Below are 26280 nucleotides of genomic sequence, written 5' to 3' on the forward strand. Positions count from 1 at the left end.
GCTCCTGAGGCCAGAGGGAGAGGCGGGGTGCGGGCTCGCGGTTTTCGGACGGGCAGCCGGGGTCAGCGCAGCGCGTCCTCCCCGATCCCCAGCAACGCGCTGAACGCCCGCCGACCCGACTCGGTCACCTTCACCGCGCGTCCCGAGCCGATGCGCACGCACCAGCCCGCGTCCAGGGCGTGCCGGCACAGGGCGGCGCCCGCGAGGCCCGCCAGGTGGGGGCGGCGCTCGGTCCAGTCGAGGCAGGCGCGGGCCAGCGGCCGGCGGCCCCCGCGCTCCAGGCCGATGCCGACCGAGCCGAACCACCGCAGACCGGCGTCCGTCAGTGCGAACCCGGTCTCCTGCTGCAGCAGCCCGCGCGCGGTCAGCGCGTCGGTGACCGCGATGCCGAGCCGCCCGGCGAGGTGGTCGTAGCAGGTGCGGCCCCGGGCCATGGCCGATCCGGCGCTCGACTCGCGCAGGGTGCGCGGGCGCCGGGCGGTGGGCGCGACCTGGGCGGCCAGGTCCTCCACCAGGTGCGCGACCCGCGCGTCGGCCAGCCGGACGTACCGGTGCCGGCCCTGCCGTTCCTCGGTGAGCAGCCCTCCGGCGACCAGCTTGCTCAGGTGCTCGCTGAGCGTCGACGCGGCCACGCCGGCGTGCCGGGCCAGCTCGCCGGCCGTCCAGGCCCGCCCGTCCAGCAGCGCCAGCAGGCACGTGGCCCGCGTCTCGTCGGCGATCAGCCCCGCGAGTGCCGCGAGGTCCGGTGCCTGGGGGTCCTTGGTGGTCATGTCTTCCAGCATGCGTCCTGGACACTTCGGTGGCGGCCGAAGAAGGGCCGCCCGCTCTTCCGGTCATCCGGACCGGCCGACCTGCTCGTACTGCCGCGCCAGCCCGTCCAGCAGTGCCGTCAGGCCCGTCTCGAAGGCCCGCTGGTCGATCTTCTCCGGCTGGTCGGCGAGCAGGTGGGCCTGGCCGAGGTGGGGATAGTCCGCCGGGTCGTACGCGCTCTCGTCGTCCACGAAGCCCCCGGCGAAGGAGCCGAGCGCCGAGCCCATGATGAAGTACCGCATCAGCGCGCCGATGGAGGTGGCCTGCGCCGGGGGCCAGCCCGCGTCGACCATCGCGCCGTAGACGGCGTCGGCCAGGCGCAGCGCGGCCGGGCGACGGCCGGGGCCGCGGGCCAGGACCGGGACGATGTTCGGGTGGTCGCGCAGGGCGGCCCGGTAGGAGACGGCCCAGTCGTGCAGTGCGGTCCGCCAGTCCCGGCCGTCCTCGAACATCGACAGGTCGACCTGGGCGCTCACCGAGTCGGCCACCGCCTCCAGGATCTCGTCCTTGGTGCGGAAGTGGTTGTAGAGCGAGGGCCCGCTCACCCCCAGTTCGGCGGCGAGCCGGCGGGTCGAGACGGCCGGCAGGCCTTCCGCGTCCACGAGTTCCCGTGCCGTCGCGACGATCCGGTCGGTGCTGAGGAGGGGCTTGCGCGGTCGGGCCATGGCGCACATAGTAGGGCTGCGCACTAAAACTAGCAGTGCTAATTTAAATGTGCAGCGTTCAAATGAGGTGATCGCGTGGTGTACCTGGGGCTCAGCGAGGAGCAGACCGCCGTCCGGGAGCTCGCCCAGGATTTCGTGGCCCGTGAGATCACCCCGCACGTGATCGCCTGGGACCGGGCCGAGGAGGTCGACCGCGGCATCGTGAAGAAGCTCGGCCGGCTCGGCTTCCTCGGTCTGACCGTCGACGAGGAGTACGGCGGCTCCGGTGGTGACCACCTGGCGTACTGCCTGGTCACCGAGGAGCTGGGACGCGGTGACTCGTCCGTGCGCGGAATCGTCTCCGTCTCGCTCGGCCTGGTCGCCAAGTCGATCGCCGCCTGGGGCGACGAGGAGCAGAAGCGGCGCTGGCTGCCCGGGCTCACCTCCGGCGAGTACGTGGGCTGCTTCGGCCTGACCGAGCCGGGAACCGGGTCCGACGCGGGCAGCCTCAGCACGCGGGCGGTCCGGGACGGCGGGGACTACGTCGTCAACGGCACCAAGATGTTCATCACCAACGGCACCTGGGCCGATGTCGTCCTGCTCTTCGCCCGTTCCACGGACGCCCCCGGCCACAAGGGCGTCTCCGCCTTCCTCGTGCCCACCGACACCCCCGGCCTGACCCGCCGCGCCCTCCACGGCAAGCTCGGCCTGCGCGGGCAGGCCACCGCCGAACTGGTCCTCGAGGACGTGCGGGTGCCCGCCTCCGCGATGCTGGGCGCGGAGGGCAAGGGCTTCTCCGTGGCCATGTCCGCCCTCGCCAAGGGCCGGATGTCGGTCGCGGCGGGCTGCGTGGGCATCGCCCAGGCGGCGCTGGACGCGGCGGTCCGCCACGCCGGGGAACGCGAGCAGTTCGGCAGGAGCATCGCCCACCACCAGCTCGTCCAGGAACTGATCAGCGACATCGCCGTCGACGTAGACGCGGCCCGGCTGCTGACCTGGCGGGTCGCCGACCTCGTCGACCGCGGCCTGCCCTTCGCCGTGGAGTCCTCCAAGGCCAAGCTCTTCGCCTCCGAGGCGGCCGTCCGCGCCGCGAACAACGCCCTGCAGGTCTTCGGCGGCTACGGCTACATCGACGAGTACCCGGCGGGCAAACTGCTGCGCGACGCCCGGGTGATGACCCTCTACGAGGGCACCAGCCAGATCCAGAAGCTGCTCATCGGGCGCGCGCTGACGGGGGTTTCGGCGTTCTGAGGGCGTTCCGAGGGCGTTCCGAGGGCGTTCCGAGCGGGTGTCTTTGAGTACCTCGTCTGAGTATGCCGGCGGATGTGGCACGGGCCGCGTCCGCCGAAGCTTGTCCCCATGAGTGACACACCGGTCAAGCAGCAGAGCACGGCCGCCTTCTACGGCCAGGCCGTCGCCTCCTTCTCCCTCGCCCTGGTGGCGACCGCCGTCGGCATCTTCCGTCTGGACGCCAACTCCTGGGTGCGGGGCTTCCTCGGCATCGCCGTCCTCTACCTCGTCACCTCCGCCTTCACGCTCGCCAAGGTGATCCGGGACCGCCAGGAGGCCGGGCAGATCGTGAGCCGGGTGGACCAGGCCCGGCTGGAGAAGCTCCTCGCCGAGCACGATCCTTTCGAAAAGCTCTGAAAGCCCCGAAAAGCAGCGAGCGGGCAGGCTAAGCGCTCGCTCAGCTTCGGCGGTATGGTGGAGCCCCGGTACCGAGAGGGGCGAACGAGCGATGAGTACGGCGCAGGAGACGGCCGGCGGCGAGACGGAGCCGTGGGAAGAGGTCACCCCTGACGCGGCACGGCGGCTGCTCGTCGCCGCCGTGGAGGCCTTCGCCGAGCGCGGCTACCACGCGACGACGACCCGCGACATCGCCGGCCGCGCGGGCATGAGCCCGGCCGCGCTCTACATCCACTACAAGACGAAGGAAGAGCTGCTCCACCGCATCAGCCGGATCGGCCACGACAAGGCCCTGCAGATCCTGCGCACGGCCGCCCGGGGCGAGGGCACCGCGACGCAGCGGCTCGCCGAGGCGGTGAGCTCCTTCGTGCGCTGGCACGCCGGGCGGCGGACGACCGCCAGGGTCGTCCAGTACGAGCTGGACGCGCTCGGCCCGGAGGCCCGCGCCGAGATCCTCGCACTGCGCCGCCAGGTGGACGCGGAGGTGCGCGGGATCATCGACGACGGCGTGGCCTCCGGTGAGTTCCGGGTGCTCGACGTGCACGGCACCACCCTCGCGGTGTTGTCCCTGTGCATCGACGTCGCCCGCTGGTTCAACGTGGACGGTCCGCGCACGCCCGAGGAGGTCGGCGCGCTCTACGCCGACCTCGTGCTGCGGATGGTCGGGGTGCGGCAGGACCGGCCGGACGCCGCTCAGAGGTAGTAGCGGGACACCGACTCCGCGACGCAGACCGGCTTGTCGCCGCCCTCGCGCTCCACGGTGAAGGCGACGCTGACCTGGACGCCGCCCGTGACGTCCTCGACGCCGGTGATCCGCCCGGTGGCGCGCAGCCGGGAGCCGACGGGTACGGGGGCGGGGAAGCGGACCTTGTTGGTGCCGTAGTTGACGCCCATCCGCACGCCCTCGACCTTGATCAGCTGGGGGCCGAAGAGCGGCAGCAGCGACAGGGTCAGGTACCCGTGCGCGATGGTCGTTCCGAACGGGCCGGCGGCCGCCTTCTCCGGGTCGACGTGGATCCACTGGTGGTCGCCGGTGGCGTCCGCGAAGAGGTCGATCCGCTTCTGGTCGATCTCCAGCCAGTCGGTGTGGCCCAGCTGCTCGCCGACGGCCGCCCTCAGCTCGTCGGGGGAGGTGAAGATCCTCGGTTCTGCCATGTCCAGGGCCTCTCGCGTCACGGGGTCGGCGGCATGTCTAAGCGACTGCTTAGCATGGTCGGTGCGGGAACCGATGTCAACGACAGGCGTGCGGTCGGCGTCGGTAGGCTCGGCGGGGTGCCCCAGATCCCCGAGAAGATCCACGAGCTGACCGTCGGTCAGTTGTCCGCCCGCAGCGGTGCCTCCGTGTCCGCCCTGCACTTCTACGAGTCCAAGGGCCTCATCAGCAGCCGGCGTACGCCCGGCAACCAGCGCCGCTACACCCGCGACACGCTGCGCCGCGTCGCCTTCGTGCGTGCCGCGCAGCGCGTCGGCATTCCGCTGGCCACGATCCGCGAGGCCCTCGCCGAACTGCCCGAGGAGCGCACCCCCACCCGCGAGGACTGGGCCCGCCTCTCCGAGGCCTGGCGCTCCGAGCTCGACGAGCGCATCAGACAGCTGGGCCGGCTCCGCGACCACCTCACCGACTGCATCGGCTGCGGCTGCCTCTCCTTCAGCGCCTGTGTCCTGTCCAACCCGGACGACGCGTTCGGCGAACGGCGGGCGGGTTCCCGGCTGCTGGTGGAGTCCCCCCGCACCTGAGGCGGGGCGCACGGAGTGGAGCGCGGCCGCGGCACCGGCCGGCCGCGGCGGACCGTCCCGGCCGCACGGGGCGGGCGAGGCCGTCGCGGCGCGCACCACGCCTCCACGCGCCGGTCGCCACGGACCACGGCGCACGGCGGAAAAGGGGGTGCGGCATCCCCGGCGCACCCCCGCTCGGTCAGGCGGATATGAGCAGCCGCCCGCGCCTGGCGTACGCCAGGGACTCGGGTGTCAGCACGGGGCGGGGGACGAGGATCCCGCAGTCCGCGCAGACCGGACCCGACGACGGTTCGTGGTCCAGGTCGTACTTCCAGACGAGTTCCTCCCCGTCGCACACCGGGCAGGCCGAGCCCGGTTCGCGCTCCAGGGCGGCGATCAGCCGCCGCAGCACCTCCGCGAGGGGCTCACCGGGGTGCACGCGGGGGTCGTCGCACCAGGCGACCCCGAAGCCGCCCCAGGTCAGCCGGTGCCAGTCGTCCACGCTGCCCGGCCGGCGCAGTCCGTCGTGCTTCTCCTTCCTGCGGCGCTCGGCGAACTCCACCTCATAGGCGAGCCAGACCGCCCGGGCCTCCTCCAGCTCCTCCAGCGCGGCCACGAGCCGCGCCGGGTCGGGGGAGCGGTCCTCGGGACCGAACCCGGCCCGGGAACACAGATGGTCCCAGGTCGCCCTGTGCCCGTAGGGAGCGAACCGCTCAAGGCACTTGCGCAGTGAGTACCGCCGCAGCGCGAGATCGCACCGCGGGTCGCGCACCTGTCTCGCCAGACTCCGGAAACCGGCCATCGCCCTGCACCTCCGTCACATCTGCACCTGTACTTCGGTCACTTCGGCGTCGTCGTACGGAGTCCACGTACCGACGTCGACGAGTAGACGTATCGACACACGATCCGGCTCCATACGTTTTCCGATGCCCTCCCATAAGCCGTTCCGGGTTGACCTTCCGTGAAGAAACCCGAGGGTGACTCCAAAAAGTGACGCATGTTCATCTTCACTCCCGGGGATACCGGCGGTAACGTCTGCGCACCCCCACTCCCCAGGAGCTGCCATGGCACGGCGCGTCCCACGCACCACACTCGACAGACTGAGAACTCCCCGCAGGTTCCCCGGGTTCCTGAAGTCGGCCTCGATATGCGTTCTCATCGCCGGTCTTCTGTCTCCGCTGACCCAGGTGACCGCCACCGCGGCCACGGCCTCCAACGACTACTGCGGCGGCCAGTGTTCCGACATCCTGCCGCCCGGAGAGAACGGCAACGCCACCCTCGCCCAGATCCTGCTGAACCAGGCGTTCGGCACCCAGCCCAGCCATGCCGAGGACCAGCTCGGCCCCTACGCCAACCTGGCCACCGGCTACCCGGCCCTCACCGACTCGACCCTCAATACGTTCTTCAACGACGCTTCGTTCGGCGTGCCCTCCGACCAGGTCGCCTCCACCGAGAAGCCGGCCGGCCGCAGCGACGTGACGATCGTCCGCGACAAGAAGACCGGTGTCCCGCACATCACCGGCACCACCAGGTACGGGACCGAGTTCGGCGCCGGGTACGCCGCGGCCGAGGACCGGCTGTGGCTCATGGACGTCTTCCGGCACGTCGGCCGCGGCCAGCTGACCACCTTCGCGGGCGGCGCGGCCGCCAACCAGGGCCTCGAGCAGGAGTTCTACCGCAGCGCGCCGTACACCGAGGCCGACCTGCAGGCCCAGATCGACAACGCCGTGGCGACGAACGGCGCCCGCGGCCAGCAGGCACTCGCCGACGCGAACGCCTACCTCGCGGGCATCAACTCCTACATCGACGCCTCCGACAGCGGCCGTTACTTCCCCGGCGAGTACGTCCTCACCGGCCACAAGGACTCGATCACCAACGCCGGCACCATCGACCACTTCAAGATCACCGACCTGGTGGCGCTGGCCTCGGTGGTCGGCTCGCTGTTCGGGTCCGGTGGCGGCGGCGAGGTCGACAACGCCCTGTCCCTGATCGCCGCCCAGTCCAAGTACGGAGTGGCGGAGGGCACCAAGGTCTGGGAGTCGTTCCGTGAGCGCAACGACCCCGAGGCCGTCCTCACCATCCACAACGGCGAGAGCTTCCCGTACGCGTCCAAGCCGGACGCCGCCCAGGGCGAGGCCCTGCCCGACCCCGGCTCGGTGACCCAGGAGCCGCTGGTCTACGACCGGACGGGCAGCGCGGCCACCGCCGGCGCCACCAGCGCCTCGGCCACGGCGGCGAAGACCACGCTGAGCTCGGCCAAGCGCGGCATGTCCAACGCCCTGGTGGTCAGCGGCAAGTACACCAAGAGCGGCCACCCCGTCGCCGTGTTCGGCCCGCAGACCGGCTACTTCGCCCCGCAGCTGCTCATGCTCCAGGAGATCCAGGGCCCGGGCATCAGCGCCCGCGGCGCCTCCTTCGCCGGCCTGAGCATGTACGTCGAACTCGGCCGCGGCCAGGACTACTCCTGGAGCGCGACGACCTCCGGCCAGGACATCATCGACAGCTACGCCGTCGAGCTGTGTCAGGACGACTACCACTACCTGTACCACGGCACCTGCACGGCCATGGACAAGGTGGAGCAGCCGAACGCCTGGAAGCCGACGACCGCCGACGGCACCGCGGCCGGCTCCTACACGATGCGGGTGTGGCGCACCAAGTACGGACCGGTCGAGTACCGGGCCACGGTCGGCGGCAAGAAGGTCGCCTACACCACCCTGCGCTCCTCCTACCTGCACGAGGCCGACTCGATCATCGGCTTCCAGATGCTGAACGACCCGGACTTCGTCAAGGGCCCGGCGGACTTCCAGGCCGCGGCCCAGCACATCAACTACACCTTCAACTGGTTCTACGCCGACTCCCAGCACACCGCGTACTACAACAGCGGCGACAACCCGGTACGCGCGAGCGGCGTCGACGCCGAGTTCCCGGTGTGGGGACAGGCGGCGTACGAGTGGAAGAACTGGGACCCGGCCACCAACACGGCCGCCTACACCCCGGCCTCCGCCCACCCCAACTCCATCGACCAGGACTACTACATCTCCTGGAACAACAAGCAGGCCGAGGACTACGCCGCCGCCCCCTGGGGCGAGGGGTCCGTGCACCGCGGCAACCTGCTCGAGGACCGGGTGAAGAAGCTGGTCGCGGCGGGCGGGGTGACCCGTACCGAGCTGGTGCAGGCCATGGCGGACGCCGCCCTCGCCGACCTGCGGGCCGAGGACGTGCTGCCGAAGCTGCTGAAGGTCGTGAACAGCTCCACGGTGACCGACTCCACGGCCGCGGCGGCGGTGAGCAAGCTCCAGGCCTGGGTGACGGCCGGCGCCAAGCGCACGGAGACCTCGGCGGGCTCCAAGAAGTACGCCGACGCCGACGCGATCCGGATCCTGGACGCCTGGTGGCCGCTGCTGGTGAAGGCCGAGTTCGAGCCCGGACTGGGCAGCGACCTCTACACCGCCTTCAGCGACAACCTGCCCGTCGACGAGGCGCCGTCCGCGGGGCACGGCCCGACCGGTTCGCACGCCGGAAGCTCCTTCCAGTACGGCTGGTGGAGTTATGTCGACAAGGACATCCGGGCGGTGCTCGGTGAGTCCGTGCAGGGCGGCCTCGCGCGGCAGTACTGCGGCGGCGGCAGCCTCGGCTCCTGCCGTGACGTCCTCATCAGCACGCTGAAGACGGCGGCCGGGATGACCGCGGCCCAGGTCTACCCCGGCGACGACCAGTGCTCGGCGGGTGACCAGTGGTGCGCCGACTCGATCGTCCAACGCACCCTGGGCGGCATCAAGCACGGCAGCATCAGCTGGCAGAACCGGCCGACCTTCCAGCAGGTCGTGGAGTACACCTCGCACCGGTGAGGCCATGACGCCGTGACAGCGGGCCGGCGGCGGGGTCAGGTGATGCGCCCCGCCGCCGGTACCACCCGGGCCAGTTCCGGGTGCACGATGTCGCTGTGCGCGCCCGCCGGTGGTCCGCCGCGCCGGACGACCGCCGCCGCGTCGACGTTCACGCGTCCCGAGCCGGGCAGCGGACCCCCAGCGCCTCGGCGAGCGTCAGCGCGCACGTGCCCGGCACGGCCTGCACCCCGTCGTGGCCCATCGCGCCCCGTCCTGCCGGAGGCCGGGGTTGGCCATACGCCACGGCTCAGCCGTAACGGAGGTACTCCTTCCGGATCGATCGGAACGCCGCCAGCTCCTCCTGCCAGGCGCCGGTCACCTCGTCCGGACCCGCCCCGGCGTCGATCATCGTGCGGACCCGCGCGGATCCCGTGAGCTTGTCGATCCAGTCGTCGGACCGCCAGGCGAAGCCGCTCCAGACCTTCTTCGCGGTCACCAGGAGCGCGATCCCGGTCCGCACCGGGTCGTACGCGGCCCGGTCGTGCACATGGATCTGCACCCCGCCGACGGTCTTGCCCTGGAACTTGGAGAACGTCGGCGCGAAGTACGCCTCCCTCAGGCGCACGCCCGGCAGCCCCAGTTCGTTCACCGCGGCCGCCCACCGCCCGTCGATGCCCTCCGCCCCCAGCAGTTCGAAGGGCCGGGTCGTGCCGCGCCCCTCCGACAGGTTCGTCCCCTCGAACAGGCAGGTCCCCGAGTACACCAGCGCCGTGTCCGGGGTCGGCATGTTCGGGCTCGGCGGCACCCAGGGCAGCCCGGTGGCGTCGTGGAACTCCGACCGCCGCCAGCCCGTCATGAGCACGGTCTCCAGCGCCACCCGGCCACCCAGGAACTCCGCGTCGAACAATCGCGCGAGCTCGGCCACCGTCATCCCGTGCGCCTGGGCGATCGGCTGCCGCCCGACGAAGCTGGCGAACTCCCGGTGCAGCACCGGCCCGGTGGCCGCCCGCCCGGTCACCGGGTTCGGCCGGTCCAGCACCACGAACCGCTTGCCGGCCAGCGCGGCGGCCTCCATGCAGTCGTACAGGGTCCAGATGTAGGTGTAGAAGCGCGCCCCGACGTCCTGGATGTCGAAGACGACGGTGTCCACGCCCGACGCGGTGAAGACGTCGGCCAGCGGCTGCCCGCTCTTGAGGTAGGTGTCGTAGACCGGCAGCCCGGTCACCGGATCGTCGTAGCGGCCCTCGGAGCCGCCCGCCTGTGCGGTGCCCCGGAACCCGTGCTCGGGGCCGAAGACCGCCGTCAGCCGGACGCGGGGGTCCGCGTGCATGACGTCGACGATGTGCCGCACGTCGCGGGTGACGCCGGTGGGGTTGGTGACGACGCCCGTCTTCTGGCCGGACAGGAGGGTGTAGCCGTCGGCGGAGAGGTGGTCGAATCCGGTGCGCATCCGCGTGCCGGGTCCGGTCGTGACCGGCGCCGCGGGCACCGCTGCCATCGTGGCCGATGCGAGAAGACTCCGTCTGGCCAGGCGCATGGGCGGCCTCCGTGAGGGGGGAAGGTACATGCCGAGTGTGGCCGGGTCACCCTTCCTTTTACACATACCGACTGGTTAGTCTGACGCGGCAGAGCCGAGTCGCGTCGTGTCGAAGGAGACCGATGGTGGAAGCCGTGCAGGATGCGGGAGTGGTCGTCACCGGAGCGGGTGGCGGCATCGGGGCCGCGCTGGCCCGCAGGTTCGCCGCCGAAGGGGCCCGGGTCGTGGTCAACGACCTGGACGCCGGGCGGGCCGAGGCCGTCGCCGCGGAGATCGGCGGCACCGCGGTGCCGGGCGACGCCTCCGCGATCGTCACCGAGGCCCGGGACGCGCTCGGCGGCACGGTCGACGTCTTCTGCGCCAACGCGGGCGTCGCCTTCGAGGACACGGGCGCCGGCGAGCCGCTCGACGAACGGTCCTGGGCGCTGTCCTGGGACGTCAACGTGATGGCCCACGTCCGCGCGGCCCACGCGCTGCTGCCCGAATGGCTCGAGCGCGGCCGCGGCCGGTTCGTCTCCACCGTCTCGGCCGCCGGGCTCCTCACCATGATCGGCGCCCCCTCCTACAGCGTCACCAAGCACGGCGCGCTCGCCTTCGCCGAGTGGCTGTCGCTCACCTACCGCCACCGGGGCCTGAAGGTGCACGCGATCTGCCCGCAGGGCGTCCGCACCGACATGCTGGCCGCGACCGGCAGCGCGGGGGACATCGTGCTCAAGCCCACCGCGATCGAGCCGGACGACGTGGCGGACGCCCTGTTCAAGGGCATCGAGGAGGACCGCTTCCTGATCCTGCCGCACCCCGAGGTGGCCGCGTACTACCGGGCGCGGGCCACCGACCCCGACCGCTGGCTCGGCGGCATGAACCACATCCAGCGCCAGTGGGAGGAGGTCCGGTGACCGGGTCCCGCTACGCGGCCAAGCCCTGGCTGGGCCTCCTGGACGACGCCCAGCGCGCCCCGGTCGACCCCGCCGACTCCCTCGTGCACGCCCTGCGCCGCGCGGTCGCCGAGGCCCCGGACCGCACGTTCCTCACCTACTTCGACGCCCGCCTGACCTACCGCGAGGCCGACGAGCTCAGCGACTCCGTCGCCGGGCACCTCGCCGCCCGCGGACTCGGGCGCGGCGACCGCGTCGCCGTCCTCCTGCAGAACTCCCCGCACTTCGTGCTCGCCCTGCTCGGCGCCTGGAAGGCGGGCGCGACCGTCGTCCCCGTCAACCCGATGTACAAGTCCGGCGAGGTCTCCCACGTCCTGCGGGACGCCGAGGTGACCGCCCTGGTCTGCGCCGACCGGGCTTGGGAGTCGTACCTGCGGGACACGGCCGCCGGCTCGCCCGTGCGGATCGTGCTCACCGCCTGCGAGCTGGACTTCCAGACCCGCGACGACGCGCGTGTGCTCTCCTTCGAGCGGCTGCCCCAGGCCCCGGACGCCGACGACCTGGCGACCGTCGCCCGGCAGGGCGGCACGGCACCCGGGGACCGCGACCCGGGCCCGGACGACATCGCCCTGATCAGTTACACCTCGGGCACCAGCGGCACCCCCAAGGGCGCTACCAACACGCACGGCAACATCATGTACAACGCCGAGCGGCAGCGCACCGGCCTCGGCCTGCCCGCCGCGCCGGTCTACTTCGCGCTGGCCCCGCTGTTCCACATCACCGGGATGGTCTGCGAGCTCGGGGCCTGTCTGAACAGCACGGGCACGCTGGTGCTGGCCTACCGCTTCGAACCCGGGGTCGTCCTGGACGCGTTCGCCGAGCACCGGCCGCACTACACGGTCGGCCCCTCGACCGCCTTCATGGCGCTGGCCGCCCACCCGGCCGTCACCCCCGGGCACTTCTCCTCCTTCCACGTCATCTCCTCGGGCGGCGCGCCCCTGCCGCCCGCCCTGGTGGAGAAGTTCCGGGCGGGCTTCGGGCCGTACATCCGCAACGGCTACGGGCTGACGGAGTGCACCGCGCCCTGCGCCAGCGTGCCGCCCGGCCGGGAGGCGCCCGTCGACCCGGTCTCAGGCACGCTGGCCGTCGGCGTGCCCGGCCCGGACACGGTCGTCCGGATCGTCGACGACCGGGGCGCGGAGGTGCCCTTCGGCGAGCAGGGCGAGATCGTCGTGCGCGGGCCACAGGTGGTGCCCGGCTACTGGCGCCGGCCCGACGCCACCGCCGAGACCTTTCCCGGAGGCGAACTGCGCACCGGCGACATCGGCTTCATGGACGAGCGGGGCTGGCTGTACGTCGTCGACCGCAAGAAGGACATGATCAACGCGTCCGGCTTCAAGGTGTGGCCGCGCGAGGTCGAGGACGTCCTCTACAGCCACCCGGCAGTGCGCGAGGCGGCCGTGGTCGGGGTACCGGACGGCTATCGTGGCGAGACCGTCAAGGCGTACATCAGCCTGCGCCCCGGAGCCGAGACGGACCCCGGCGCACTGGCCGCCTACTGCGAGGAGAGACTGGCGGCCTACAAGTACCCGCGGCAGGTGGAGATCCTGCCCGACCTGCCCAAGACGGCGAGTGGGAAGATCCTGCGTCGGGAACTGCGCTCCCGCGCGCACGACAGCCGGTAGAACCACGCAAGAACTGAAGAACTACGGAAAGGCAGGTGGCGGCAGTGCCCAGGACGACGGACGGAGACGGGACCCCCGTCCCGCAGCGGTTGCTCGCCGCCGCCACCCGGCTCTTCGCCGAGCAGGGCTACGACCGCACCTCGGTGCAGGAGATCGTGGAGGCGGCCGGCGTCACCAAGGGGGCGCTGTACCACTACTTCGGCTCCAAGGACGACCTGCTGCACGAGGTGTACGCGCGCGTGCTGCGGGTGCAGCAGGAGCGCCTGGACGCGTTCGCGAACGCCGACGAGCCCGTCGAGAAGCGGTTGCGGGCGGCGGCGGCCGACGTCGTGGTCACCACCATCGAGAACCTCGACGACGCGTCGATCTTCTTCCGCTCCATGCACCACCTGAGCCCGGAGAAGAACAAGCAGGTGCGCGCCGAGCGCCGGCGCTACCACGAACGCTTCCGCGCGCTGATCGAGGAGGGGCAGCGGGAGGGCGTCTTCTCCACGGCGACCCCCGCCGACCTCGTGGTGGACTACCACTTCGGCTCGGTCCACCACCTGTCCACGTGGTACCGCCCCGACGGCCCGCTCACCCCCCAGGAGGTCGCCGACCACCTCGCCGACCTGCTGCTGCGGGCGCTGCGGCCCTGAAAGGGCGCCCATGACGGGTGAGGGGCGGTCGCCCACGGCGACCGCCCCTCACCCGTACCCGCTGCCCGTGCCTCACAGGTACTTCTTCAGCTCCCGCCGCGCCAGCGACCGCTGGTGCACCTCGTCGGGGCCGTCCGCGATCATCAGGGTGCGGGCGCTCGCGTACAGCTCGGCGAGGGGGAAGTCCTGGCCGAAACCGCCCGCGCCGTGCAACTGGATGGCACGGTCGATGATGTCGACCACCGCGCGGGGCGTGGCGATCTTGATGGCCTGGATCTCCGCGTGGGCGCCCCGGTTCCCGACGGTGTCCATCAGCCAGGCGGTCTTGAGCACCAGCAGCCTCAGCTGCTCCACCGTCACCCGGGCGTCGGCGATCCAGTTGTGGACCACGCCCTGCTGGGCGAGCGCCTTGCCGAAGGCCGTGCGGGCCACGGCCCGCCTGCACATCAGCTCGATCGCCCGCTCGGCCATGCCGATCAGCCGCATGCAGTGGTGGATGCGGCCGGGACCGAGCCGGGCCTGCGCGATGGCGAAGCCGCCGCCCTCCTCGCCGATCAGCTGGGTGACCGGCACGCGCGCGTGGTCGAAGACCACCTCGGCGTGGCCGCCGTGGGAGTGGTCCTCGTAACCGAACACCCGCATGGCCCGCCGCACCGTGACACCCGGCGTGTCGCGGGGGACCAGGACCATGGACTGCTGGCGGCGGATGTCCGGCTCGTCCGGGTCGGTCTTGCCCATCACGATGAAGATCCCGCAGTCCGGGTTCATCGCCCCGGAGATGTACCACTTGCGGCCCGTGATGACGTACTCGTCGCCGTCCCGCTCGATGTGGGTGGTGATGTTCGTGGCGTCGGAGGAGGCCACCTCCGGCTCGGTCATCGCGAACGCCGAGCGGATCTCACCGGCGAGCAGCGGCTCCAGCCACTGCTTGCGCTGCCGCTCGTCGCCGAACTGCGCCAGCATCTCCATGTTGCCGGTGTCGGGCGCGGCGCAGTTCAGCGCGGTGGGCGCGAGGTGCGGGGAGCGGCCGGTGATCTCGGCCAGCGGCGCGTACTGGAGGTTCGTCAGCCCCGCCCCGTACTCGGCGTCGGGCAGGAAGAGGTTCCACAGGCCCTGCCTGCGGGCCTCCGCCTTGAGTTCCTCGACCACGGCCGGGGTGTCCCACGGCGAGGCCAGCGCGGCCCGCTGCTCCTCGGCGACCGGCTCGGCCGGGTAGACGTGCTCGTCCATGAAGGCGAGGAGCCTGGCGCGCAGTTCCTCCGTACGCGCGTCGAACGCGAAGTCCATGCCGGTCAGCCTTCCTGAAGAGTGGTCAGTCCGTGGTGGATGAAGACGGGCACGAGCTCGCCGATGCGGTCGAAGCCGCTCCCGACCGTCTGGCCCAGGGTGTAGCGGTAGTGGATGCCCTCCAGGATCACGGCCAGCTTGAACCAGGCGAACGCCGTGTACCAGGAGACGGCCGAGACGTCCCGGCCCGAACGCGCGGCGTACCGCTCGATCAGCTCGGCGGGGGACGGGTGGCCGGGGGCCTCGGCGGTGGTGGAGACCGGCGATCGGGGCATGCCCAGCGGCCGGCTGTACATCACCAGCAGGCCCAGGTCGGTGAGCGGGTCGCCGAGCGTGGACATCTCCCAGTCCAGGATCGCCCTGATCGTGTCGTCCGGACCGATCAGGACGTTGTCGAGGCGGTAGTCGCCGTGCACGACGGTGGGTGCGGGGGAGTGCGGCAGCCGCCGGGCGAGCAGGGCGTGCAGCTCGTCGATCCCGGCCAGCTCGCGGTTGCGCGAGGCGTCCAGCTGCTTGCCCCAGCGGCGCAGCTGCCGGTCGAGGAAGCCCTCGGGCCGGCCGAAGTCCGCCAGGCCCACCTCGGCGGGCTCCACCGCGTGCAGCTCCACCAGGGTGTCGACCAGGGACAGCACCGCGTTCCGGGTGCGCTCCTCGCCCAGTGGGGCGAGCTGGTCCACCGAGCGGTACGGGGTGCCCTCGACGAACTCCATCACGTAGAACGGGGCCCCGGGCGCCGCCCCGTTCCCGGGGTCCTCGCACAGCAGCACCGGGCGCGGCACCGGCACGTCCGTCGGGTACAGGGCGCTGATCACGCGGTGCTCGCGCTTCATGTCGTGCGCCGTGGCCAGCACATGGCCCAGCGGGGGCCGCCGTACCACCCACCGGGAGGTGCCGTCGGAGACCGCGTAGGTGAGGTTCGACCGTCCGCCCTCGATCAGCCGGCCGGTCAGCGGGCCGGTCACCAGGCCGGGCCGCTCCCGGTCGAGCAGGCCGCGCAGCCGGTCGAGATCGAGTCCGGGCGGGTGATCGGGGCTCATGCGTCGCTCCAACGAACGGGTGAACAAGACACGTCTCATGATGCCGACCGGTCGGTATGCCGTCCAGTGGGCGGGCCGAACGTGACCGGCGCCACGACAGGCCGACGGTCACCCGGGGGGCCGTCACGCTGCTCGCCCGCGGGGGTACGGGATGACGGTGGAGACGGAACCGGACACCGGGCGGTAGCGGGTTCCGGACACCAGCCCTACACGACCAGCGCGGCGGCGCACACCACGATCGCCACCGTGCACAGCACCGCCGCCAGGGCATGGCGGGGGGCGAGCGCGGCCATCCGGCCGGCCGGGTCCATGAGCGCGTGGATACGGTACTGGGCGAGCAGCAGGAAGCCCACCCAGAAGACGCCGCACAGGGCGCAGGACACGATCTCGGTGGCGGAGACCCCGCCGTCCAGCGCGCTCTTCACGGCCAGTACGGAGGCGACCGTGTACGACAGTGTCGTGCGCCGCCAGGCGAGCCGGGTGCGCTCCGGCTGCAGCCCGGGGTCCCGCCCGGCCGTCAACCGGCCCGCCCCGCCAGCACGACCACGACCATGGCGACGGCCACCACCGCGATGACCAGGCTCAGCACGGCGGGGAACCGGGAGGCGGGCAGGTCCTCGCCCCGGCGCATGGCCTGCTCACAGCGCACCCAGTGGTTCACCGCCCTGAGCGAGCACAGCACACCCGCCCCGAGCAGGGCCAGCGCCAGCCCGACGCGCCAGGCCCAGCGCAGGCCGGGCAGGAACTGGTCCACCGCGAACCCTCCGCCGATCAGCGCCAGCGCGGTCCGCAGCCAGGCCAGGAAGGTGCGCTCGTTCGCCAGCGAGAACCGGTAGTCGGGCGTACTGCCCTCCTCGCGTACCTGCTCCGGCGCGCACCACAACCGGACGTTCCGTACGAACTCGATCACACGACCGACCTTACCGGGGGGTCACCGAGCCGCCCGGAACGCCCTCAGCCGCTCGTACGCCGCCAGCCCGTCCGGCACCCACTCCCAGGTGCCGAGCCGCCGCTCCACCTCCTCCTCGGGCAGGAAGCCGTACCAGGCGACCTCCTCCGCCTGCGGCCGCACCGGAGCCTGGCAGCGGACCTCGTACACCGCCGACCACCAGCTCTGCCCGGCCCCGTCGTCGTACAGGAACTTGAACAGGAACGAGGGCCGGGGCAGCCCGCTCACCCCCAGCTCCTCCTCCGCCTCCCGGAGCGCCGCGTCGTCGTAGGACTCGCCCGCCCCGACGACACCCCCGACGAACATGTCGTGGAGGGAGGGGAACACCAGCTTGGTCGGCGTACGCCGGTGGACGAAGAGCCGGCCGGCCGGGTCCCGGGCCTGGACGAACACGCAGCGGTGGCGCAGTCCGCGCGCGTACGCCTCCCCGCGCGGGTACTGCCCGATGACCTGGTCGTTCTCGTCGACGATGTCGAGGATCTCGTCAGCAGCGCTCATGGCCCCATGAAAGCAGGACGGATGGCAGGCGGGGGAAGCAGGACGGGAGCCGGACCGGCCCCGCAGGGGAGCCGGGCCGCAGAGCCGGGCCGGGGTCAGCGGCGCTGGAGATCCCGCGCCGGCTCCCCCTCCGCCGTGCCGCGCGGCATCGCCGGGTGCAGCCCCAGCAGCATGATCCCCGCGACGATCGCCGCCAGGCCCGCTGCCTCCCAGACCAGCGCCCCGGTGTCGGTGCGCAGCCGGTCGCCGAGGAAGCCCACCCCGCACAGGATCCCGGCCAGCGGCTGGGTCGCGGTGAGCGCCGGCAGCGACATGCGCAGCGGGGCGGTCTCGAACGCGCTCTGTACGAGGACCAACCCGGTCACACCGAGTGCGACCACCCCGTAAGGCTGCCAGCCGGTGAACACCTCGGCGAACCCGCCCTCGGAGAAGCGCTCCCCGCTCACCCGGGTGAGCGCGTCCTGCACGCCGTACAGGAGCCCGGCCGCGCACGCCAGCAGAACCGGGCCCCAGCTCAGCCGCGAGCGTTTGGCGTACGTCGTCAGCACCAGGGCGACGCCGACCATGACGCCGATGATCAGCCAGTGCCGGACCGGGTCGGCGACGGCGGTCCCGCCGCGTGGCCGGCCGGCCAGGATGAACGCGCTCACGCCTCCCGCGAGCAGCACGAGCCCCGCCCAGCCCTGGCGTCCGAGGACCTGCCGGGTCCGGTACCGGGACAGGGCGAGGGCGAACAGCAGGTTCGTCGCGAGCAGCGGCTCCACCAGGGAGATCTCACCCTGGCCCAGGGCGATCGCGCCCAGGACCATGCCGGCCACCATCAGGCCTATGCCGCCCAGCCAACTGGGCACTCTCATCAGGTCGAGCAGCAGCCGGAACGACAGGAAGTCGCTGAGCGGCGCCCGCTGGGCGGCGGCCTGCTGGAGTACGAACCCGAAGCCCAGGCAACAGGCCGCGCCCACGGCGAGAATCAGAACCAGAACCGACACGCTGCGTACCTCGATCATCCGGTCGGGCCACGGAGTGCGTAGTGGCCGACTGTAGCGCTCCCGGGTCGACGTCGTCCCTGGGAGTACCCGGAACCGGGCAGTCGACTCGCTCACGGTGCCCGGGGGATGCGCGGGCGGTGTGCGGGACCGTGCCGCCATGGTCCGTCGGCCCGGCCGCCGGCGCCATGGCACACGCCACAGGGTGACCGGCGACACGGTGTCCCCGGCACGGTCGCGGCGGCCGAGTGGATCACAACTGGCCCACGGGGAAAGGTGGTTGACGCGTGTAACGCCTCGTCATCGCTTGACGACAACTGTTGGCTGAGGGTTTGCTGTGCGTCATCGGTCGATGCTGGCCCGCCATCCATCCGGGCGCCGACGACGAGTCCCGCCCCGAGGAAGGCCCCCGCTGTCCCCACCCCCGCCACCCCCAGGCCGCCCCCGCGTACCCCGCGGCACCACCGACACGGTCGTCCTCGGCACCGCGCCCACCGGCACGCACCCCACCGACCGCCCCGGCCCGGCACCCGTCCCGCCCCACGACGGCACGCCCGCGCCCGGGCCGGGGACCGCTTCGCCGCCCGCCCGGGGCGCCGCCCCCGACTTCGATCCCGCGCACGACGACACCGAACTGGTCGCCGCCCGCGCCGCCCTCGCGCAGGGCCGCCGCCAGGGCGCCCGAGCGCTGCTGCTGCGCACCGGGGACGACTGGGACCGGCGGGGACACCGCATCACCGTCCTCGCCCAGAGCCCGTACGCCGCCGCCTGGTCCCGCGACTGGCTGAGCGCCGAGCCCCGGTCCGCCGACGCCGCCGCGCTCCTCGCCCTGGCCCTCGTCCACCGCGCCCTGCGCGGCAAGGAGGGCCGCGGCCCGGCCCGGGACGCCTGCCGTGCCGCGGCCGCGCTGGCGCCCGCCGACCCCACCCCGTGGCTCGGCCTGCTCCTGCTCGAGCGGGCCGCCGGCAGCGACGACACGGTGTCCCGGATCTTCGGCGAGGTGCGCGCCCGCCACCCCGAGCACCACCACGCCCACCACCTGATGCTCGCCCGCCTCGCCGAGCGCCCGACCGACCGCGGCCCGGACGCCCCGCACGAGGTGTACGACGTCGCCGAACGCACCGCCGCCCGGGCCCCCGCCGACTCCCCGCTCGCCCTCCTGCCCGTGGTCGCCCGCGCCGAGCGCTACCGCGTGCTGGCCACGGCCGGCCTGGAGCCCGCCGACCCGGCCGACTCCGCCCACTGGACGGGGAGCCGGGCCCGGCAGGAGACCCGCGCCGCGTTCGACTGGTGGCTGGAGTGGGAGCACGACGACCACCCGCGCCGGCACGTCGACCTGAACTTCCTCGCCCACGCCATGGCCTGCCAGGAGCGGACCGCCGAGGCCGCCGCCCTGTTCCAGCGCATCGGCCGGCACGCCACCCCGGCACCCTGGTCGTACCCGGACCGCGACCCGCGCACCGCCTTCCGCGCGGCCCGCGGCCGGATCCTCGGCCACTGACGGCCACTGACGCGTCCCGCACCCGACGCATCTCCATGAGACGTCCGTGAGGCGCGTCTTCGTGAGACGTCCATGAGAAGTGATGGACGTCCATCAGAAGTGATTACGGAATCCTGACGGGAATCCGTGATCAGTGGCCCGCGGGACCGCGGGAGTGCTCGAATGAGAAGGTGAACCCCGGACAACCCGAGGAAGAGGGCCGCCCCATCGGCCGCCGCATCTTCCTCGGCACCCTCGGCCTCGGCGCACTGGGCGTGCTCGCCGCGCCCACCCTTCAGCACGGCATGGAGTCCTTCCTGGGCACGGTGTCCGGCAAGGACCCGACGGGCCTGACCGGCCTCCTGCCGAACGGCGGCGGCTTCCGCTACTACTCGGTGACCGCCTCCGTCCCGCACAAGGGCCCCACGGACTACCGGCTCAAGGTCGACGGCCTCGTCGACCACCCCCGCACCTACACCCTGGCCGACCTGCGCGCCCTGCCGCAGACCCGGCTGGTCAAGGACGTGCAGTGCGTCACCGGCTGGCGCGTCCCCGACACCCCCTTCGAAGGCGTCCGCCTCGCGCACCTGCTGGACGCGGCAGGCGTGCGCGACGACGCGAAGGCGATCCGTTTCACCTGCTTCGACGGCGCGTACACCGAGAGCCTCACCCTGGACCAGGCCCGCCGCCCCGACATGCTGGTCGCCCTGCGCATGCAGGACAAGGACATCGGCCACGACCACGGCGGCCCGGTCCGCCTGTACGCGGCGCCCATGTACTTCTACAAGTCCGCCAAGTGGCTCTCCGGCATCACCGTCACGGACCGCGTGCAGCCGGGCTACTGGGAGAAGCTGGGCTACGACGTCGACGCCTGGGTGGGCCGTTCGAACGGACGGACTGATGAGCCTACGAGCTGAGACCCCCGCCCCGCCGAGCGCGCGGGTCCACCGCTTCGGCCGGGCCGAGCGATGGGTGCACCGGACGACGGCCGTGCTGATGGGCGTGTGCGTCGCCACGGCGGCCTGCCTCTACATCCCCCAGCTGGCCGTGCTCGTCGGCCGCCGCGAGCTGGTCGTGCGCATCCACGAGTGCGTCGGCCTCGCCCTGCCCGCACCGGTCCTGATCGGCCTCGCCTCCCGCGCCTTCCGCGCCGACCTCGGCTTCCTCAACCGCTTCGGCCCGCACGACCGGCTCTGGCTGCGCGCCGCGCTGCGCCGCGACCGGCGGCCCGAAGCACGCCCGGCGGCCAAGTTCAACGCCGGGCAGAAGATCTACGCCGCCTGGATCGCCGGCGCGACGCTGGTGATGCTCGGCACCGGCCTGATGATGTGGTTCACCCACCTCACCCCGCTGATGTGGCGGACCGGCGCGACCTTCGTGCACGACTGGCTGGCCCTGACCATCGGAGTCGTGCTGGCCGGCCACATCGGCATGGCCCTGGCCGACCCCGAGGCCCGCCGTGGTCTGCGCACCGGGTCGGTGAGCCGGGAGTGGGCGGAGCGCGAACACCCGCTGTGGCGGCCCTGACCTTCGGCCTGTCCGCCCGGACCGGCCTACGGGACCGTGGCCCGGCCGGCTCGTCGTCGCCGTGGCCCGCGGCCACCGGCCGGCCGGTGGCCCGCCTCGCCGGCGCCGGCACCCGGCCCGGGCGCCGGCGGTTCCTCGACGCGGCGACCGCCCGGACCGTGGATCACGCAGCCGGGCACCGTCGTCGCCCCGGAGGTCACAGGACGCTCGTCATGCCGCCGTCGACGTACGGCACCTGCCCGCTGACGAGGTCCGCCGCGGGCGAGGCGAGGAACAGCAGCCCGCCCACCAGGTCCTCGGCACGGCCCCACCGGCCGGCCGGGGTGCGTCGCCGCACCCAGGCGCTGAACTCCTCGTCCTCGACGAAGGGCCTGGTCGGCTCGGTCTCCAGGCAGCCGGGGGCCGAGGCCGTTGACCTGGACGCCGTCCGGGCCCCAGCCGACGCACATGCCCTAGATCACCAGGGACAGCAGGAGGACCAGCCCGCCGGCGACCACGGAGATGATCGTCTCCATGACCGACCAGGTCTTGACCGTCTGGCCGACGCTCAGCCCGAAGTACTCCTTGACCAGCCAGAACCCGGCGTCGTTGACATGGCTGAAGAACAGCGAGCCGGCGCCGATGGCGAGGACGAGCAGGGCGGTGTGCGTGGTCGACATGTCGGCCGCCAGCGGGGCGAGAAGGCCTGCCGCCGAGACGGTCGCCACCGTCGCCGAACCGGTCGCCAGCCGGATCGCCACCGCGATCAGCCAGGCCAGCAGCAGTGCCGGGATCGACCAGTCCTTGGAGATGTCCAGGATCATCTGGCCCACCCCGCAGTCGATCAGCGTCTGCTTGAAGCCACCGCCCGCGCCGACGATGAGCAGGATGCCCGCGATCGGCATCAGGCCCTTCTCGACGGTCCGCGAGATCCGCTCCCTGGAGAACCCGGCCGGCCGGCCGAGCGTGAACATGCCGACGATGACGGCCGCGAGCAGCGCGATCAGCGGCGAGCCGATGACGTCGAAGACCCGCTGGGTGGTGTTCGCCGGGTCGTCCACGACGAGATCGACCAGCGCCTTGGCGAGCATGAGGACGACCGGCAGCAGCACGGTGGCCAGCGTGGGCACGAAGCCGGGACGCCGCTCGAGCTCCTCGGAGGCGCGCGGCGGCAGCATCCGGTCCGGAACCGGTACGTCCACCCAGCGGGCGGCGACCTTCGAGAACAGCGGGCCGGCGATGATCACCGTGGGCACGGCGACGAGGATGCCCAGCGCCAGCGTCACGCCGAGGTTGGCCTTGACGGCGTCGATCGCGACCAGCGGACCGGGGTGCGGCGGCACCAGCCCGTGCATCACGGACAGGCCGGCCAGCGCCGGGATACCGATCCGCATCAGCGAGTAGTTGCCGCGCTTGGCGACCATCAGCACCACCGGTATCAGCAGCACGATGCCGACCTCGAAGAACAGCGGCAGGCCGATCACCGAGGCGATCAGCACCATCGCCCACGGCATCGCCCGCCCTCCGGCCCTGGCGAGGATCGTGTCGACGATCTGGTCCGCGCCGCCGGAGTCGGCGAGCAGCTTGCCGAGGATCGCGCCGAGAGCGATCAGCACACCGACACCGGCCACCGTGCTGCCCAGACCGGTGGTGAAGCTGGTGATGGCCTTGTCCAGGGGCGCTCCGGCGGCCGCCCCGAGCGCCAGCGACCCGATGGTCAGCGCCAGGAAGGCGTGCAGCTTGAACCGGGTGATGAGCAGGACGATGACGGCGATGCCCACGAGGACGGCGATGCCCAGCTGGGCGTGGCCGGCCGAGGTGATCGGCGCGGGCGCGTCCGCTGCCAGCATCTCGACGCTGAGTCTGGTCACGGGTTTCCTTGCAGATGAGGGGGAACGGGAACGAGGTGAGGTGAAAGGGACGGGAGCGACGAGGGGAGCGGGGTGTTACCGGACCGCCGGGCCGGGGAGCTCGTCGAGCGCCCTCGCGGCCCGGTCGGTGATGGCCTCCGGGCTGCCGGAGACGTCGACGACGACGCCCGCCTCGTCCGCCTGGAGCGGCTCGAGGGTGGCGAACTGGGAGTCGAGCAACGCGGTGGGCATGAAGTGCCCCTGACGATGCGTCATGCGGTCCTCGATCAGCGACCGTTCGCCCGCCAGGTGCACGAACACGACGCCGGGAGCCGTCGCCCTGAGCCGGTCGCGGTAGGACCGCTTCAGCGCCGAGCAGCTGACCACCCCACCGCGCCCGTCCCGCCCGTGCGTCCACGCGCCGATGGCGTCGAGCCACGGCCACCTGTCGGTGTCGTCGAGCGGGGTGCCGGCCGCCATCTTGGCGATGTTGGCCTGCGGGTGGAAGTCGTCGCCCTCGGCGTAGGGAACGCCGAGCCGGGCGGCGAGCAGCGGACCGATCGTGGTCTTGCCCGTGCCGGCGACGCCCATCACCACGACGACGTGGGGGGTACGCATCTGAAGCCTCGCTGTCTTCGTCGACCTCTGGCGTCAACGGACGCCGACGACACTGAAACCGATTAGGTACGACGAATTCAAGAGTCTGTGACAAATAAGTCTGACTTTTTGGCTCGGTGATCCACCGCGTACGCTGAGTGCATGAGCACAGCGGGCCGGGGGCTGCACGGCCATGTACTGGACACCCTCGGCCCTGCCATCACCGCGGGCGAGTACCCTCCGGGCAGCGTCCTGCGCACGGACGAACTCGCGCAGCGCTTCGACGTGTCGCGTTCCGTGATGCGCGAGGCGGTGCGCGTGCTGGAGTCCATGCATCTGGTCGAGTCCCGCCGCCGGGTGGGCGTGACGGTCCGTCCCAGGTCCGAGTGGAACGTCTACGATCCGCAGGTCATCCGCTGGCGTCTGGCGGGCGCCGACCGCCCGCACCAGCTGCGCTCGCTGACCGTCCTGCGCTCCGCGGTCGAACCGGTGGCGGCGGCCCTCGCCGCGCGGAACGCCACGGCCGAACAGTGCGCCGAACTCACCGCGTGCGCCCTCGGCATGGTGGCCAACTCACGCGGCCGCAGGCTCGAGGAGTACCTCGTCCACGACATCGCCTTCCACCGGGTGGTCCTGACCGCCTCCGGCAACGAGATGTTCGCCCGCCTCGGCGACGTCGTCGCCGAGGTCCTGGCCGGCCGCACCCACCACGAGGTCATGTTCGAGGAACCCGACCCGGCCGCCGTCACCCTCCACGTCCAGCTCGCCGAGGCGATCCGGGCCGGCGACGCCCCCCGCGCGGAGCAGCTGACCAGGGAGATCACCGTGGGCGCCCTCCACGAACTGGACATCCTCGCGCCCTGACGGCCCTACGCGCCGGGAAACTCCCCGTCCACGTACACCCACGCCCCGCCCACCCGCTCGAACCGGCTCCGCTCGCGCAGCGAACCGCCCCGGTAGGAGGCCCGGAAGGTCACCGTCCCGGTGGAGTGGAAGGCCGACCCGTCCGTGGTCTCCAGCACCTCCAGCCCCGTCCACCGCATCCCCGGATCGAGGTCGAGCAGCGCGGGCCGCGTCCGCGGATGCCAGGTGCGCAGCAGGTACCCCGCGTCGCCCTTCACGAACGCGCTGTACCGCGACCGCATCAGCGCCTCGGCGGTCGGCGCGGCCGCACCGGCGTGAAAACGGCCGCAGCACTTCTCGTACGGCCCGGACAGCCCGCACGGGCAGGAACGCGAGGTCATGGACACCATTGTGCTGGACCGGCCCTGGCTAGACGGCGACCCGCGCGTCCGGCTGGGGCAGCGGTGGCAGTCGCGTCTCGTGCAGCCACGCGGTGAACAGGTCGTGCAGCGGCTCGTCCGTGAACCGCGCGGCGTGCGCCGTGAAGGCCGCCGTCGACGCGGAACCACCCCGGTGCAGCCGCGTCCACTCGCGCAGCATCCGGAAGAACGCCTCGTCACCCAGCGCACAGCGCACCGCGTGCACGGCGAGGCCGCCACGCTCGTAGAGCCGGTCGTCGAACATCAGCTTGCGGCCCGGGTCGGCGAGCCGCAGGTCCTGCGGCAGCGACGACAGCAACCGGTGGGCGGAGGCGGCGAGCTGACGGGCCCCGCGGCCACCCGAACGCTCGGACCACAGCCACTCCGCGTACTTGGCGAAGCCCTCGTTCAGCCAGATGTGCCGCCAGTCGGCGATGGACACACTGTTGCCGAACCACTGGTGCGCCAGCTCGTGCGCGACCAGCCGCTCCGAACCCCGCGCCCCGTCCACGTGGTTGGCGCCGAACAGGGACAACCCCTGTGCCTCGACCGGCACATCGAGCTCCTCCTCCGTGACCACCACGGCGTACTCGTCGAAGGGGTACGGGCCGAACAGCTCCTGGAACAGTTCCATCATCGCGGGCTGGCGGGCGAAGTCCCGGGAGAACCGGGGCAGCAGATGCGCCGGGATGTGCCCGTGCTGCGGGACGCCCCCCGGTCCGGGATCGCCGAGCAGCACCGTCTGGTACTTGCCGATCGCCAGCCCGACGAGATAGCTGGACGTGGGCGCGGACTGCTCGTACACCCACGTCGTCGTCGACGCCTTCGTCGTCCGGGTCAGCAGACGCCCGCCCGCCACCACCGCGTACGCCGACGGCGTGGTGACCGAGATCTGGTACGACGCCTTGTCGGCGGGCCGGTCGTTGCACGGGTACCAGGACGGCGCCCCCACCGGCTGGCTCGCCACCAGCGCCCCGTCCTCCAGCTCCTCCCAGCCGATCCCGCCCCACGGGCTGCTGACCGGCCCGGGGTTGCCCGACCACTGCACCTCGACCGTGAACGCGGCCCCGGCACGGACCGGCTTCGCGGGACGCACCCGCAGCTTCCCGGCCCGGTGCGCGTAGTGCGGCTGACGGCCGTCCACCCGGACCCGGCCCACCCGGAAGTCGGCCAGGTTCAGCTGAAACTCGGTGAGCGGCGCACGGCCCGCTATGGCGTTGATGCGGGCCGTGCCCGACAACCGGTTCGGACCCGGGCGGTAGTCCAGCACGAGTTCGTAGCGGTGCACCCGGTACCGGGGATCACCGTTGTCCGGGAAGTACGGGTCCTGCCCCGCCGACCGCTGAACCGCCACCGCTGTTTCCGCTCCCTGCGCCGCGCTGCCACTCCGTGCCGGAACACCGCTCACCC

27 protein-coding genes and 2 pseudogenes are annotated in these 26280 nt (G+C 72.3%); 12 read left to right on the forward strand and 17 right to left on the reverse strand.

Translation table 11 applies throughout. The features are described 5' to 3' along the window. Positions 1-62 precede the first annotated feature (62 nt). Both ABZX30_RS23710 and ABZX30_RS23715 read right to left on the reverse strand, forming a co-directional pair. Positions 63-770 (reverse strand): winged helix-turn-helix domain-containing protein, encoded by a 708-nt coding sequence (locus ABZX30_RS23710; RefSeq protein WP_355936539.1) that lies wholly within the window; start codon positions 768-770, stop codon positions 63-65. Positions 771-833: 63 nt separating this feature from the next. Beyond that, positions 834-1475: a TetR/AcrR family transcriptional regulator gene (locus ABZX30_RS23715; RefSeq protein WP_355936542.1), complete on the reverse strand. Its 642-nt coding sequence runs from the start codon at positions 1473-1475 to the stop codon at positions 834-836. A 78-nt stretch (positions 1476-1553) separates the two neighbouring features. On the opposite strand from ABZX30_RS23715, the gene ABZX30_RS23720 reads away from it, so the two are divergent. The 3 genes from ABZX30_RS23720 (at position 1554) to ABZX30_RS23730 (ending at position 3843) form a co-directional block, all read left to right on the forward strand. Beyond that, positions 1554-2705: an acyl-CoA dehydrogenase family protein gene (locus ABZX30_RS23720; protein ID WP_355936622.1), complete on the forward strand. Its 1152-nt coding sequence runs from the start codon at positions 1554-1556 to the stop codon at positions 2703-2705. A gap of 108 nt (positions 2706-2813) precedes the next feature. Then, positions 2814-3101, forward strand: coding sequence for a YiaA/YiaB family inner membrane protein (locus ABZX30_RS23725; protein ID WP_355936544.1), 288 nt, complete (start codon positions 2814-2816; stop codon positions 3099-3101). Positions 3102-3192: 91 nt separating this feature from the next. Then, complete coding sequence (locus ABZX30_RS23730) at positions 3193-3843, forward strand: TetR/AcrR family transcriptional regulator (protein WP_355936547.1); 651 nt, start codon at positions 3193-3195, stop codon at positions 3841-3843. Here ABZX30_RS23730 and ABZX30_RS23735 read toward each other — a convergent pair. Further along, positions 3834-4295 (reverse strand): MaoC family dehydratase, encoded by a 462-nt coding sequence (locus tag ABZX30_RS23735; RefSeq protein WP_355936550.1) that lies wholly within the window; start codon positions 4293-4295, stop codon positions 3834-3836. The genes ABZX30_RS23730 and ABZX30_RS23735 overlap by 10 nt on opposite strands. Before the next feature lie 117 nt (positions 4296-4412). Here ABZX30_RS23735 and soxR point away from each other — a divergent pair, with 117 nt between their 5' ends. Continuing rightward, positions 4413-4877 carry a redox-sensitive transcriptional activator SoxR gene (gene soxR / locus ABZX30_RS23740; protein WP_355936551.1) on the forward strand — a complete coding sequence of 155 codons (465 nt, stop codon included), beginning with the start codon at positions 4413-4415 and terminating at the stop codon, positions 4875-4877. A gap of 178 nt (positions 4878-5055) precedes the next feature. Here the strand turns inward: soxR and ABZX30_RS23745 are convergent, their stop codons facing one another. Further along, positions 5056-5658 (reverse strand): hypothetical protein, encoded by a 603-nt coding sequence (locus ABZX30_RS23745; protein WP_355936553.1) that lies wholly within the window; start codon positions 5656-5658, stop codon positions 5056-5058. Between the two features lie 262 nt (positions 5659-5920). Between ABZX30_RS23745 and ABZX30_RS23750 the strand changes: the two genes are divergently transcribed. Continuing rightward, positions 5921-8704 carry a penicillin acylase family protein gene (locus tag ABZX30_RS23750; RefSeq protein ID WP_355936556.1) on the forward strand — a complete coding sequence of 928 codons (2784 nt, stop codon included), beginning with the start codon at positions 5921-5923 and terminating at the stop codon, positions 8702-8704. 35 nt (positions 8705-8739) lie between these two features. Here the strand turns inward: ABZX30_RS23750 and ABZX30_RS23755 are convergent. Then, positions 8740-8951 (reverse strand): annotated as a pseudogene (locus tag ABZX30_RS23755) (serine-threonine protein kinase); the annotation flags it as partial. 39 nt (positions 8952-8990) lie between these two features. Then, on the reverse strand, positions 8991-10220 hold the full coding sequence (locus tag ABZX30_RS23760; RefSeq protein ID WP_355936558.1) for a DUF1343 domain-containing protein: 1230 nt from the start codon (positions 10218-10220) through the stop codon (positions 8991-8993). Between the two features lie 122 nt (positions 10221-10342). Between ABZX30_RS23760 and ABZX30_RS23765 the strand changes: the two genes are divergently transcribed. Genes ABZX30_RS23765 through ABZX30_RS23775 form a run of 3 tightly spaced genes read left to right on the forward strand, consistent with a single transcriptional unit; the run spans position 10343 to position 13418 of the window. After that, complete coding sequence (locus ABZX30_RS23765) at positions 10343-11116, forward strand: SDR family oxidoreductase (RefSeq protein WP_355936560.1); 774 nt, start codon at positions 10343-10345, stop codon at positions 11114-11116. Further along, the gene (locus ABZX30_RS23770; RefSeq protein WP_355936562.1) at positions 11113-12780 is read left to right on the forward strand and encodes an AMP-binding protein; all 1668 of its coding nucleotides are present in this window, start codon (positions 11113-11115) and stop codon (positions 12778-12780) included. The genes ABZX30_RS23765 and ABZX30_RS23770 overlap by 4 nt, the downstream gene beginning before the upstream one ends. Before the next feature lie 44 nt (positions 12781-12824). Next, complete coding sequence (locus tag ABZX30_RS23775) at positions 12825-13418, forward strand: TetR/AcrR family transcriptional regulator (RefSeq protein ID WP_355936564.1); 594 nt, start codon at positions 12825-12827, stop codon at positions 13416-13418. A 72-nt stretch (positions 13419-13490) separates the two neighbouring features. Here ABZX30_RS23775 and ABZX30_RS23780 read toward each other — a convergent pair whose 3' ends face one another. The 6 genes from ABZX30_RS23780 to ABZX30_RS23805 form a co-directional block, all read right to left on the reverse strand. Further along, complete coding sequence (locus ABZX30_RS23780) at positions 13491-14705, reverse strand: acyl-CoA dehydrogenase family protein (RefSeq protein ID WP_355936567.1); 1215 nt, start codon at positions 14703-14705, stop codon at positions 13491-13493. 5 nt (positions 14706-14710) lie between these two features. Continuing rightward, a complete protein-coding gene (locus ABZX30_RS23785) occupies positions 14711-15742 on the reverse strand; it encodes a phosphotransferase family protein (RefSeq protein ID WP_355936569.1) in 1032 nt (343 codons plus the stop codon). 206 nt (positions 15743-15948) lie between these two features. Further along, complete coding sequence (locus ABZX30_RS23790; protein ID WP_355936572.1) at positions 15949-16263, reverse strand: DUF202 domain-containing protein; 315 nt, start codon at positions 16261-16263, stop codon at positions 15949-15951. Further along, the gene (locus tag ABZX30_RS23795) at positions 16260-16652 is read right to left on the reverse strand and encodes a DUF202 domain-containing protein (RefSeq protein ID WP_355936574.1); all 393 of its coding nucleotides are present in this window, start codon (positions 16650-16652) and stop codon (positions 16260-16262) included. The genes ABZX30_RS23790 and ABZX30_RS23795 overlap by 4 nt, the downstream gene beginning before the upstream one ends. A 21-nt stretch (positions 16653-16673) precedes the next feature. Continuing rightward, positions 16674-17189: an NUDIX domain-containing protein gene (locus tag ABZX30_RS23800; RefSeq protein ID WP_355936577.1), complete on the reverse strand. Its 516-nt coding sequence runs from the start codon at positions 17187-17189 to the stop codon at positions 16674-16676. Positions 17190-17284: 95 nt separating this feature from the next. Beyond that, positions 17285-18178 carry a DMT family transporter gene (locus ABZX30_RS23805; protein ID WP_355936580.1) on the reverse strand — a complete coding sequence of 298 codons (894 nt, stop codon included), beginning with the start codon at positions 18176-18178 and terminating at the stop codon, positions 17285-17287. A gap of 334 nt (positions 18179-18512) precedes the next feature. Between ABZX30_RS23805 and ABZX30_RS23810 the strand changes: the two genes are divergently transcribed. From ABZX30_RS23810 to ABZX30_RS23820, 3 genes are all read left to right on the forward strand, one after another. Next, positions 18513-19676, forward strand: coding sequence for a hypothetical protein (locus ABZX30_RS23810; protein WP_355936582.1), 1164 nt, complete (start codon positions 18513-18515; stop codon positions 19674-19676). 170 nt (positions 19677-19846) lie between these two features. Beyond that, a complete protein-coding gene (locus tag ABZX30_RS23815; protein ID WP_355936585.1) occupies positions 19847-20572 on the forward strand; it encodes a molybdopterin-dependent oxidoreductase in 726 nt (241 codons plus the stop codon). Next, the gene (locus ABZX30_RS23820) at positions 20556-21182 is read left to right on the forward strand and encodes a cytochrome b/b6 domain-containing protein (protein WP_355936588.1); all 627 of its coding nucleotides are present in this window, start codon (positions 20556-20558) and stop codon (positions 21180-21182) included. Before ABZX30_RS23815 ends, ABZX30_RS23820 begins: the two co-directional genes overlap by 17 nt. Before the next feature lie 196 nt (positions 21183-21378). On the opposite strand, the pseudogene ABZX30_RS23825 reads toward ABZX30_RS23820, so the two are convergent. The 3 genes and pseudogenes from ABZX30_RS23825 to ABZX30_RS23835 all read right to left on the reverse strand — a co-directional run. Beyond that, positions 21379-21634 (reverse strand): annotated as a pseudogene (locus ABZX30_RS23825) (SDR family oxidoreductase); the annotation flags it as partial. Further along, positions 21635-23032 carry a gluconate:H+ symporter gene (locus tag ABZX30_RS23830; RefSeq protein WP_355936590.1) on the reverse strand — a complete coding sequence of 466 codons (1398 nt, stop codon included), beginning with the start codon at positions 23030-23032 and terminating at the stop codon, positions 21635-21637. It lies immediately after the preceding pseudogene. Between the two features lie 75 nt (positions 23033-23107). After that, entirely contained in the window at positions 23108-23629 is a 522-nt protein-coding gene (locus ABZX30_RS23835) for a gluconokinase (RefSeq protein WP_355936593.1), read from the reverse strand. A 141-nt stretch (positions 23630-23770) separates the two neighbouring features. Here ABZX30_RS23835 and ABZX30_RS23840 point away from each other — a divergent pair, with 141 nt between their 5' ends. After that, entirely contained in the window at positions 23771-24472 is a 702-nt protein-coding gene (locus tag ABZX30_RS23840; protein WP_355936595.1) for an FCD domain-containing protein, read from the forward strand. Positions 24473-24477: 5 nt separating this feature from the next. Here the strand turns inward: ABZX30_RS23840 and ABZX30_RS23845 are convergent, their stop codons facing one another. Both ABZX30_RS23845 and ABZX30_RS23850 read right to left on the reverse strand, forming a co-directional pair. Then, positions 24478-24852, reverse strand: coding sequence for a YchJ family metal-binding protein (locus ABZX30_RS23845; RefSeq protein ID WP_355936598.1), 375 nt, complete (start codon positions 24850-24852; stop codon positions 24478-24480). A 28-nt stretch (positions 24853-24880) separates the two neighbouring features. Then, entirely contained in the window at positions 24881-26224 is a 1344-nt protein-coding gene (locus ABZX30_RS23850; protein ID WP_355936601.1) for a M1 family metallopeptidase, read from the reverse strand. Positions 26225-26280 lie beyond the last annotated feature (56 nt).

Source organism: Streptomyces sp. NPDC004542 (genome assembly GCF_040610035.1).
Classification (GTDB): Bacteria; Actinomycetota; Actinomycetes; order Streptomycetales; family Streptomycetaceae; genus Streptomyces.

What these genes read in the sequence shown, in the direction of transcription:
- ABZX30_RS23710 (WP_355936539.1), bottom strand. Translation starts at nt 770, where the DNA reads ATGACCACCAAGGACCCCCAGGCACCGGACCTCGCGGCACTCGCGGGG.
- ABZX30_RS23715 (WP_355936542.1), bottom strand. Translation starts at nt 1,475, where the DNA reads ATGGCCCGACCGCGCAAGCCCCTCCTCAGCACCGACCGGATCGTCGCG.
- ABZX30_RS23725 (WP_355936544.1), top strand. Translation starts at nt 2,814, where the DNA reads ATGAGTGACACACCGGTCAAGCAGCAGAGCACGGCCGCCTTCTACGGC.
- ABZX30_RS23730 (WP_355936547.1), top strand. Translation starts at nt 3,193, where the DNA reads ATGAGTACGGCGCAGGAGACGGCCGGCGGCGAGACGGAGCCGTGGGAA.
- ABZX30_RS23735 (WP_355936550.1), bottom strand. Translation starts at nt 4,295, where the DNA reads ATGGCAGAACCGAGGATCTTCACCTCCCCCGACGAGCTGAGGGCGGCC.
- ABZX30_RS23745 (WP_355936553.1), bottom strand. Translation starts at nt 5,658, where the DNA reads ATGGCCGGTTTCCGGAGTCTGGCGAGACAGGTGCGCGACCCGCGGTGC.
- ABZX30_RS23750 (WP_355936556.1), top strand. Translation starts at nt 5,921, where the DNA reads ATGGCACGGCGCGTCCCACGCACCACACTCGACAGACTGAGAACTCCC.
- ABZX30_RS23760 (WP_355936558.1), bottom strand. Translation starts at nt 10,220, where the DNA reads ATGCGCCTGGCCAGACGGAGTCTTCTCGCATCGGCCACGATGGCAGCG.
- ABZX30_RS23765 (WP_355936560.1), top strand. Translation starts at nt 10,343, where the DNA reads ATGGTGGAAGCCGTGCAGGATGCGGGAGTGGTCGTCACCGGAGCGGGT.
- ABZX30_RS23780 (WP_355936567.1), bottom strand. Translation starts at nt 14,705, where the DNA reads ATGGACTTCGCGTTCGACGCGCGTACGGAGGAACTGCGCGCCAGGCTC.
- ABZX30_RS23785 (WP_355936569.1), bottom strand. Translation starts at nt 15,742, where the DNA reads ATGAGCCCCGATCACCCGCCCGGACTCGATCTCGACCGGCTGCGCGGC.
- ABZX30_RS23800 (WP_355936577.1), bottom strand. Translation starts at nt 17,189, where the DNA reads ATGAGCGCTGCTGACGAGATCCTCGACATCGTCGACGAGAACGACCAG.
- ABZX30_RS23820 (WP_355936588.1), top strand. Translation starts at nt 20,556, where the DNA reads ATGAGCCTACGAGCTGAGACCCCCGCCCCGCCGAGCGCGCGGGTCCAC.
- ABZX30_RS23835 (WP_355936593.1), bottom strand. Translation starts at nt 23,629, where the DNA reads ATGCGTACCCCCCACGTCGTCGTGGTGATGGGCGTCGCCGGCACGGGC.
- ABZX30_RS23840 (WP_355936595.1), top strand. Translation starts at nt 23,771, where the DNA reads ATGAGCACAGCGGGCCGGGGGCTGCACGGCCATGTACTGGACACCCTC.
- ABZX30_RS23845 (WP_355936598.1), bottom strand. Translation starts at nt 24,852, where the DNA reads ATGACCTCGCGTTCCTGCCCGTGCGGGCTGTCCGGGCCGTACGAGAAG.